Source organism: Embleya sp. AB8 (genome assembly GCF_049739465.1).
Classification (GTDB): Bacteria; Actinomycetota; Actinomycetes; order Streptomycetales; family Streptomycetaceae; genus Embleya.
On record NZ_JBMHHY010000018.1, the window covers coordinates 202,402 to 211,747 of the forward strand.

The 9,346-nt window shown below is 72.5% G+C and carries 8 protein-coding genes; 4 read left to right on the forward strand and 4 right to left on the reverse strand.

Annotation, left to right across the window (positions count from 1 at the left end; all coding sequences use genetic code 11):
• Positions 1–20: 20 nt before the first annotated feature.
• Entirely contained in the window at positions 21–1,481 is a 1,461-nt protein-coding gene (locus ABIA38_RS27000) for an MFS transporter (RefSeq protein ID WP_424641433.1), read from the reverse strand.
• Between the two features lie 249 nt (positions 1,482–1,730).
• Between ABIA38_RS27000 and ABIA38_RS27005 the strand changes: the two genes are divergently transcribed.
• Complete coding sequence (locus tag ABIA38_RS27005; protein WP_424641434.1) at positions 1,731–2,606, forward strand: helix-turn-helix domain-containing protein; 876 nt, start codon at positions 1,731–1,733, stop codon at positions 2,604–2,606.
• Between the two features lie 264 nt (positions 2,607–2,870).
• Here the strand turns inward: ABIA38_RS27005 and ABIA38_RS27010 are convergent, their stop codons facing one another.
• Positions 2,871–3,677: a sugar phosphate isomerase/epimerase family protein gene (locus ABIA38_RS27010; protein ID WP_424641435.1), complete on the reverse strand. Its 807-nt coding sequence runs from the start codon at positions 3,675–3,677 to the stop codon at positions 2,871–2,873.
• Positions 3,678–3,865: 188 nt separating this feature from the next.
• The gene (locus ABIA38_RS27015) at positions 3,866–5,305 is read right to left on the reverse strand and encodes an MFS transporter (RefSeq protein WP_424641436.1); all 1,440 of its coding nucleotides are present in this window, start codon (positions 5,303–5,305) and stop codon (positions 3,866–3,868) included.
• 136 nt (positions 5,306–5,441) lie between these two features.
• On the opposite strand from ABIA38_RS27015, the gene ABIA38_RS27020 reads away from it, so the two are divergent.
• Complete coding sequence (locus ABIA38_RS27020) at positions 5,442–6,380, forward strand: LysR family transcriptional regulator (protein ID WP_424641437.1); 939 nt, start codon at positions 5,442–5,444, stop codon at positions 6,378–6,380.
• A gap of 225 nt (positions 6,381–6,605) precedes the next feature.
• Positions 6,606–7,913: a glutaminase A gene (gene glsA / locus ABIA38_RS27025; RefSeq protein WP_424641438.1), complete on the forward strand. Its 1,308-nt coding sequence runs from the start codon at positions 6,606–6,608 to the stop codon at positions 7,911–7,913.
• 37 nt (positions 7,914–7,950) lie between these two features.
• Here glsA and ABIA38_RS27030 read toward each other — a convergent pair whose 3' ends face one another.
• A complete protein-coding gene (locus ABIA38_RS27030; protein ID WP_424641439.1) occupies positions 7,951–8,574 on the reverse strand; it encodes a dihydrofolate reductase family protein in 624 nt (207 codons plus the stop codon).
• Positions 8,575–8,828: 254 nt separating this feature from the next.
• Here ABIA38_RS27030 and ABIA38_RS27035 point away from each other — a divergent pair, with 254 nt between their 5' ends.
• Positions 8,829–9,344 (forward strand): cupin domain-containing protein, encoded by a 516-nt coding sequence (locus tag ABIA38_RS27035; RefSeq protein WP_424641440.1) that lies wholly within the window; start codon positions 8,829–8,831, stop codon positions 9,342–9,344.
• The last annotated feature ends 2 nt before the right edge of the window (positions 9,345–9,346 follow it).

Here is a 9,346-nt window from a genome sequence, read left to right on the forward strand (position 1 = left end):
CACGCAGCCGGTCTCCCGGGCTACTTCGTGCGCAGCGCCGGGTCGAAGGCCGTGGCCGCGAGCAACAGCACCGAGGTCGCGGTCAGGATCGCCGCGAGGTGGTGCAACCCCGCGTCACTCGCCCGGGCCCCGAACGTGGCGCCGATCAGGCTCGCCGACCCGATCGCGCCCAGATACGAGAACGTCCGCAACAACCCGGCCGCGACCCCCGTCCCGCTCGCCGGCGCCTGCCGGAACATCGCCTGCTGGTTGGTGACATTGATCAGGCCGTTCTGCACGCCGAACACCACACTCACCACGATCAGCAACCACACCGGCGATTCGGCGTCGAGCAGCAGCAGACTCGCGCCGGCCACGACCAGCGCTCCGGTACCCACCAACAGCGGCGTCCGCAGCCCGGGTCCGGTCACCAGGGCCGAGACCCCGGCGGCCACCACGAAGGACGGCGTCATCAGCAGCCCGACCACCGACGCGGAGCGGCCGGCGCTCTCCTCCAGCCAGATCGTCCAGCCGTAGACGAAGCAGTACGTCATCAACATCGCCGTCGCGTTCCGCAGATAGGTTCTGGTCAACGCGCCATTGGCGACCAACATCCGCACATCCAGGAACGGCGCCCGGGCCCGAGCCTCCCACCACGTCAGCGCGCCGCCCAGGACCAGGCCGAGCCCGAGCAGCCACCACCTCGGCGCGGACAGCCGCATCAGGAACAGCAGCACGCTCGTCAAGGTGGCCGCGAACAACACCAGTCCGACCGGGTCCAGCGCCTGCCGCGCCGACTCGGTGCGCGGTCCGGGTCGGTCCGCCGGCAGCCAGTACAGCGCGCACAGGCCGGCGATCGCCGCCAGGGGGAGGTTGATCAGGAACATCATCCGCCACCCGCCGACCGCGATCAACAACCCGCCCAGCGGCGGCCCGACCGCCATCGTGGTCTGCCCGGCGATGGCCAGTGCGCTCAACACCCGCCCCGGCGCCGGTCGGCCGAGCCGTTCGGACTGGCGGCGCACCATCGTCATCGCCGCCGGATACGCCGCCGACGTACCGAGTCCGAGGATCACCCGCGCGACCACGAGCATCCCCAACGAGGTGCCCAGGAAGCCGATCAGCCCACCGATCGCGACCAGCACCATGCCGCCCAGGTACACCCGGCGCGGCCCGAACAGATCGGCGAGCCGCCCCGCCGTCGGCTGGCCGATCGCGGTGGCCAGATACAGCGCCGACACCAGCCAGGTGGTGGACCCGGTATCGACCCCGAACGCCTGCCCGATCGACACCAACGCGATCGCAATAATCGACGAGTTGATCGGATTCAACACCGACCCGATCGCGGTCGCCGCGGTGAACCGCGCCCCGAATCCCGCCCGTTCCGGCGTGGGCCCCGCCCACCGACCCCGTATTCGGGTGCCGCCCGGCGGCGACCCGGGCGCACCGGCCGGCCCGGGGGCGTCGGCCTCGGCCGAGTCGGCCACACTCGACGGTTCCACAGACGACGGTTCCACAAAGGTCATGTCGGTCCACGCATCCCTTCGTCGGCCTCCCACGCGAACCTGCGTCGGCCCCCTCACCATGCCGCCCGCCCGCGTCGCCATGAAGGCCCCACCGTGCGCATCAGCACCGTACGAACCACCGCCAGGCGGGTCACCGGCACGCCAACCATCACCATGCGGATCACCACCGCGGGTATCAATGCGGGGGACACGCACGCACACCCCCGTCTTTGGGACAATCGACGGGTGACGTCACCACCACCACCATCACCACCACCGCTCGGGGAATTCCTGCAGGCCCGCCGCGCCCGCCTGCAACCCGGCGACGTCGGCCTGCCCGCCGGCACCGGACTGCGCCGTACCCAGGGGCTGCGCCGGGAGGAACTGGCCGCGCTGGCCGGGCTGAGCATCCAGTACTACACCCGCCTGGAACAGGGCCGGGAGAACAACCCCGGCGGCGCGGTACTCGACGGCCTGGCCGCCGCGCTGCGCCTGAACGAGGAGGAGCACGCGCACCTGTACGCGCTGGCCAACCACGCCGCGGAGCGGGTGCCGGCGGGCGGCGGGCCCGCGGATCGGGAGATACGGCCGGGGATCCTCGCGCTGTTGGCGCGGGTCCGGCCCTGGCCCGCCTACCTGCTCACCCGTACCAGTGACATCCTGGCCGCCAATCCCGAGGTGTTCGCACTGTTCCCGGGCCTGGGCGAGTGGCCGCCCGAGCGGCGCAACAGCATCCGCTACCTGTTCCTGCACCCGATGGCGCGGGGATTGTTCGAGGACTGGGAACGCGCCGCGCTGAGTACGACCGCGCAGCTGCGCTCCCTGCTGGCCGCCGACCCCAGGGACCCGGAGTTGGCCGCGCTGGTGGACGAACTCGCGGCCGGCAGCCCGGAGTTCGTGGGCCTGTGGCAGCGCTACGACGTCCGCCGGCGGCGCAGCGACGAGGAGACCTACCGGCATCCGCGACTCGGTGAGATCACCCTCGCGTTCGAGGTGCTGCGGCTGGAGGGCGGCCAGCGGATCACCATGTACCAGCCGAAGGACCCGGGCGAGGCGGGCCGCGAAGTGCTCCGCGCGCTGGCCGAGTCGGCGGCGGCACACCCGCCGAGGCGGGCCGGGTAGGCGCGGCACCGGATGGATGGTCACCGGGGGTCTGTGCCGATGAGACGCTCGGTCGGGTGCCGGTCGGCGATGAGCACGGTGGCCGCCCCGGCCGGGGCGCCGGCCCGGCATCGACGAGCCTCGTGTGGCCGACGACCCTCGGGATCTCGCTGCCGTCGGCGAGCCGAGCGGGGCGGGGGAGGTCGGGACGGAGGCAGGGCGGACGCGGGCAGGGCCGGAGCAGGGGTGGGGAGGACGCGGGCAGGGCCGACCGGCGCCGTGTCGCTATCGACCCACCGGAGAGCCGAACCGGGCCACCCACTCGCCCGCGCCCGGCAGCACCTCGTCCAGCGGGGCCACCTCCGGATACCAGGCCCGCTCCCACTCCAGCGACACCCACCCGCGCCAGTCGCGCTCGCGCAGCGTGCTGCCGATCTCGGTCAGCGGCACCGATCCGGTCCCGAGCGGCACCGGCGTGGTGTCGACGGCCGAGGCCGCGTCCTTGATCTGTACGTAGCGCAACAACCCCGCGAGCGCCTCGGCCGTGTCCGCGGGCCGCTCACCGTGCCGCCACGGGTGCAGCGCGTCCCAGATCACCCCGACCGCGCCGGCGAACGGCCGGACCAGCGACGCCACCGCCGCGCCCGTGGGGTGCGAGTCGTGGGTCTCCACGAGCATCGTGACCCCGCGCGCGCTCGCCTCCGGGAGCAGTTGGGCCAACCGGCGCTCGGCCCGAACGGCGTCGTCCTCGCCGGTGCCGCCGGGGAAGATCCGGACGAACGGCGCGCCCAGATCGTGGGCCAGCCCGAGCAGCCGCTCGATCGAGGACAGCACGACCGGGTCGGGGGTCGGCGCGCAGATCCCCGCGTAGCCGGCCAGGCACGGCACGGCCAGGCCCGCCTCCTCGACCCGGGCGCGAATCGTGCGGCGCTCGGCGGGCGGCAGGTCGAGGTGCACGAACTCGTCCTGGTGTACCCGCAGTTCCAGACCGGTACAGCCGTGCCGGTGGGCCCGGGCGAGGTGCTCGGTCAACGGCCGGCCGGGGGCGCCGAGGGTGCTGTACGCCCACCTCGGCGGCTCGGGTGTGCCCACGTGGCCCCTCGACTCTCTGCCTGATCTGCGACTGTGTCGCCGAATCACTCGCCGACCGTCTCGCGAGGAAAGCGCTTTCCGTCTTCCCGCTTCGGAGGTTAGATCTCCGCCGACCGCCGGTCAAGATGGACCGCCACCGCCCACGACCGGCTCAGCCGATCGTGGGCACCGACGCTCACCCGCGACACTCACCCGCGTCGCCCCACCGCGACCGCCATCACCGCGCACAACACCGCCGGCAGCAACAACGCCCAGGCCAGGTCGGGCGAATCGGTCGCGCCGCCGACCGTGACGAAGGCGCCCATCCCGGCGACACCCAGCGTCGCGCCGATCTGACGCACCGCGTTCAGCAGGCCGCCCGCCGCACCCGCCGTGCCCTCGGGAGCCGTGGTGACGACGGTGGTGACCAGCGCCGGCAGCGCGAACGAGACGCCGAAACCGGTGCACACCAGGCCGATCGCCAAAACCGGGTAGGCCGACCCGGTCAGCACCGCCACCGCGAACACCAGGCAGCCCGAGGCCAGCAGCCCGAGTCCGGCCAGCATCGGCGTACGCGGCCCCGACCTGGCCACGATCCGGCCGGTGAGCAGCGGGTTGACCGCGAACGGCACGGTCATCGGCAGGAACGCCACGCCGGTTTGCAGCGGCGACATGTGCAGGCTCTGCCGGAACAGCAGAGGCAGTACGAACAGCAGCCCGGTCATCGCGAAGTTGACCGCGGCACCGGCCAGCAACGCGGACACCGTGGCACGTGAGCGCAGGATCGCCGGGGTCAGTACGGGGTGTGCGCTGCGCCGTTCGGAGGCGACGAACAGCAGGCCGGCCAGGAGCGCGCCCGCGCCGGAGCCGGCCGCGTGCGGGCCACCGCCGGAGCCGGCCGCGATCAGCGCGTCGGTGGCCAGGCCAAGCGCCACACATGCGGCGAGCTGGGAGGTCCAGTCGATCGGCCGGGTACCCCTGGCGCAGCGCACGGCCCGCCCGGCGGTCAGCGCGAGCGTGACGGCCGCGAGCGGCACGTTGATCAGGAAGATGGCGCGCCAGCCGAACGCGTCGACCAGCAGGCCGCCCGCGATCGGCCCCACCGCGAGCGCGGCGCCGCTGAGCGCGGCCCAGACCGCGACCGCCCTGGCCCGCTCGGCGGGCACCGGGTAGAGCGTGGTGACGATGGCCATCGAGGCCGGTACGCAGGCCGCGGCGGCCACGCCGAGCAGGCCGCGCAGGGCCACCAGGGTCCACAGGTCCGGCGCCCCCGCGCTGAGCAGCGAGCCCAGGCCGAAGAGCAGGATGCCGGCCCGGAACGCCCGATGTGCACCGAATCGGTCGGCCACCGCACCTGCGGTGAGCAACAACGCGCCGAACACGACGGTGTACCCGGACACCGCCCACTGGAGGCCGGCCACCGATCCGCCCAGCGAATCGGCCAGATCCGGTTCGGCGACGGACAGCACGGTCAGATCGAGCAACACCATGAAGTAGCCGAGCGAAACACCGAGCAGCGCGATGGTGCGGGCCCGCGACGTCGGTACCGACCGGGTGGAAGTGGAAGTGGAAGCGGAAGCGGGAGTGGAAGAGGTAGGGGAAGGCAAGGGAGAAGGAGAAGGAGAAGGGGGTGAATCGACAGCGGGCATGGGACGTTCTCCAAGCGCGGAAGCGGGATGCCGAATGGGTGGAGAACCACTGTGCGCGGAAAGCCGCTTCGGCTCGACCGGCTGTTCCGCACGCCGCGTTCGGAATATCCGAAGGCCGCGCCGAGGTTGCCCGGCCATGGAACTTCGCCAACTCCGCACGTTCGAGGCGGTCACCCTCAGCGGCACCGTCACCGCCGCGGCCAACCTGCTCGGCATCGCGCCGTCCTCGGTCTCGGAGCAGATCCGGGTCCTGGAGAAGTCGGTGGGCGTCGTGCTGTTCGACCGCGGCCCGAAGGGCATGACGCTGACTCCGGCCGGCGAGCGCATGCGGGACTGGGCGCGTCGCCTGCTCGACCAGGCCGAACAGGCTCGGCGCGAGGTGGCCGACGCGGCGCCGCTGTTGCGGTTGGGCGCGCTGGAGAGTATCGCCGCGACACACGTGCCCTCGGTACTGGGCCGGCTCGGTGCCCGCCGCCCCGACCTGCGGGTCCAGGTCAGCTCCGATGCCACGCGGGACGAGTTGCTCGCGGCGGTGGTCGCGGGGCGACTGGACGCGGCGTTGCTCCTGGACACCGGTTCGTGGTTGGGCGAGCTGGGCTTCGAGGCACCGCCGAGCACGCTCGCCTTCGTCGACCTGGAACCGGTCGCCCTGGTGCTGGTCGCCGCGCCGCGCCACCCACTGGCGGGCCGACCCCGGATCACCGGCGAGGACCTGCGCGGACACCGCCTCCTGGTCAACGTGGCGGCCTGCTCGTTCCGCCTGGCCGGTGACCGCATCCTGGGTACGGACGTGGAACAGGTCCGCGTCGGCGGCGTCGCGGTGATGCGGGCGTGGGCCGAACAGGACCTGGGCATCGCCCTGTTGCCGGAATTCGCGGTGGCCCCGCAACTGGCCGCCGGGACCTTGACCCGGCTCGCCCTCGACGCCCCCGACCTGAGTCTGCGCCTGGTCTGGCGGCCGGACCGGGAATCCCTTCCCGGCCTCCGCGAGGTCCTGTACGCGGCCGCCGCCCCCACCCCCGCACTCGCCGCACCGGGCGCGGCGGCGGTCGTGTCCCCTCGCCCGGCCGCGTAGGCGCCGACGCACCGGACCTCGCGCCCCCGGCCTGCGGATTCACCTCGCGCGCAATCGTGTGAGGGCCGGAGGGTGCGGGTTTCGTGGTCCCGGTGGCTGGGCGAGGGGAGAGGTGCGGCGTCGGGGCGTGGTGTGTCGTGGCTTCGAGGAGTGGCTTCGGGAAGGGGTGGCGTCGTGGATCCGGTAACCCGGTCTCTCGTCGAGATTCGTGATCGGCTCGCTGCCGTGGCCGATGGGGAAGTGGCCGACTACATCCCGCAGTTGGCTTCCGCCGATCCCCGGACGTTCGGGATGGCACTGGTGAGCATGTCGGGGAACTGCTACCGCGCCGGTGACACCGACGACCTGTTCAGCATCCAGTCGGTGTCCAAGCCGTTCGTCTACGCACTCGCGTTGTCCGAGCTGGGGCCCGCCGAGGTGGCGCGGCGGGTCGGGGCCGAGCCCAGCGGTGAGGCGTTCAACGCGATCAGCCTCGAACCGGGGACCGGGCGACCGGCCAACCCGATGGTGAACGCGGGGGCGATCGTGACCACCTCGCTGGTCCCGGCGGCCGGCCCCGAGGACCGGTTCGAGCGGATCCGGGCGTGCCTGTCGGCGTTCGCCGGGCGGTCCCTGGACGTCGACGAGGAGGTGTACCGATCGGAGGCGGACACCGGGGACCGCAACCGGGCCCTGGCCTACCTGATGCGCGGCGCGGGCTCGTTGGCGGGTGATGTGGACGAGACGGTCCGGACGTACTTCCGCCAGTGTTCGATCCGCGTCCGGGTCGCCGATCTGGCCGTGATGGCCGCCACGTTGGCCAACGGCGGCGTCAACCCGGTCACCGGGGACCGGGTGATCGCCGAGCCGGTGGCCGTGCGCGCGCTGTCCGTGATGGCCACGTGCGGGATGTACGACACCGCCGGCGAATGGCTGCTCCGGGTCGGCCTGCCGGCCAAGAGCGGCGTGTCCGGCGGCCTGATCGCGTGCAGCCCCGCCCGGTTCGGCATCGCCGTGCACAGCCCGCCGCTGGACCGGGCCGGCAACCCGGTACGCGGCGTGGTTGCGCTCACCGAACTCTCCGAGCGCTTCGGGCTGCACCTGATGCACCAACCCGGTCGGCACACCGCGACCGTCACCGACGTCACCACCGCGCTCGACCACCCCTCGTATCGGGCCCGCACCCCGGCCCAGCGGGCCGAACTCGACCGTGAGGGCCACCGCATCGTGGTCATCCGCGCCCAGGGCACGCTCGAGTTCACCGAGACCGAGCACCTGCTGCACGCGCTGCGCGAGTCCACCCCGCCCGTCCCCGGCTGGATCGTGCTCGACCTGGACCGGGTCACCGCGATTTCGGTCGGTCCCGCCGCGATGCTCGGCGCCGCGCTGGCCGATCTGGCCGCCGCCGGTCACGAGGTGGCCATCGCGGCCCGCGAGCCGCTCCTGGACCCGATCGGCGACAACGTGCCGTGGATCCCGTTCCGCAGCCGCGAGGAGGCGATCGCGTGGTGCGAGGACCGGCTGATGGCGACGGCGACCCGCCCGCCGGAGTGAGCGGGCCGCGCCCTCGCCGCGTCCGGGGCAACGGCGGCTACGCGTCCTCGGGCAGGTCGTAGGTGCCGTACGTCGGCGCACCCCGCCGCTCGTACGAGCTGATCACCACGCCGGTCCCGGTCGCCCGGGAGTCGGTCAGGGCGAACGCGGTCGGCTGTACGCCGGCGCCGAACAGGCGCTTCCCCGCGCCGACCGCGACCGGGAAGGTCAGCAGGTGCATCGTGTCGATCAGCCCGAGTCGGAGCAGCGAGCCGGCCAGTGCCCCGCTGCCGTGGATCTGGAGTTCACCGCCGTCCTGCTCGCGCAGCGCGGCGACCTCCGTGCCGAGATCGCCGTGGAGCAGCCGGGTGTTCGCCCAATCCGCCGAGGTGAGCGTGCCGGTGGGGACGTACTTGGGCAGCGTGTTCAGCCGGTCGGCGATCCGGTCGTCCGGGTCGGTCATCTTGGGCCAGAAGGACGCGAAGATCTCGTAGGTGCGCCGGCCGAGCAGGAAGGCGTCGGCGCGCCCGATGACCCCGGTCATGAACCGGCCGAAGTCCTCGTCGCCGTACGGCACCGACCAGCCACCCTGGGTGAACCCGCCGCTGGGATCCTCCTCCGGGCCACCGGGGGCCTGGTAGACACCGTCGAGGGTGAGGAAGGTGGTGAGGATGATCTTCATGGTGCTGCCCTTCGTCGTTGCCGAGCCGTTCCGAGGCGTTCCGAGGCGTTCCGAGGCGTTCCTAGGCGTTCCGCGTCGTTGCCGAGCCGTCACATGCTTCGACCCGGCGCGGACCGGAAACTCATCGGTCCGGGAGATCGTTTCCGGGGTGCCCACCCGCACGGCCCGCCATGCGTCACGTATCAGCCGACCAGCCGACCAGCCGACCAGCCGGCCGGCCGACCAGCCGGCCGACCAGTACCGGGAGCCACGAGATGTCCTACCCGATCGACGCCACCCACCCGGTCTACCCCGAGCCGCGCTATCACGGCGACGGCGGTGAGGTCAGTGCCCGCTTCCGGCCGGCCGGGCATCCGCCCGAGCTGATCACCGCCGGGGCCGGCTACCACTACCTGGCCACCACCGACTCCACCGACGGTGAGTACGGCCTGTATCGGGTCGACATGCACGCCGTGCCCAGTGGGCCGTCGACGCACTTCCACCGGACCATCTCCGAATCGTTCTTCGTCCTGTCCGGCACGATCCGACTCTTCGACGGCAACGCCTGGCGCGACGGCAAGGCGGGCGACTTCCTGTACGTACCGGTCGGCGGCCTGCACGCGTTTCGCAACGAGTCCGGCGAACCCGCGTCGATGTTGCTCCAGTTCGCCCCGGGCGCGCCGCGCGAGCACTACTTCGAGGGCATTCCCGAACTCGAACACCTCACCGACAAGGAGCGGGCCCAATTCTTCCTGCGCCACGACAACCACTGGGTCGACCTCGGCGGCTAGGC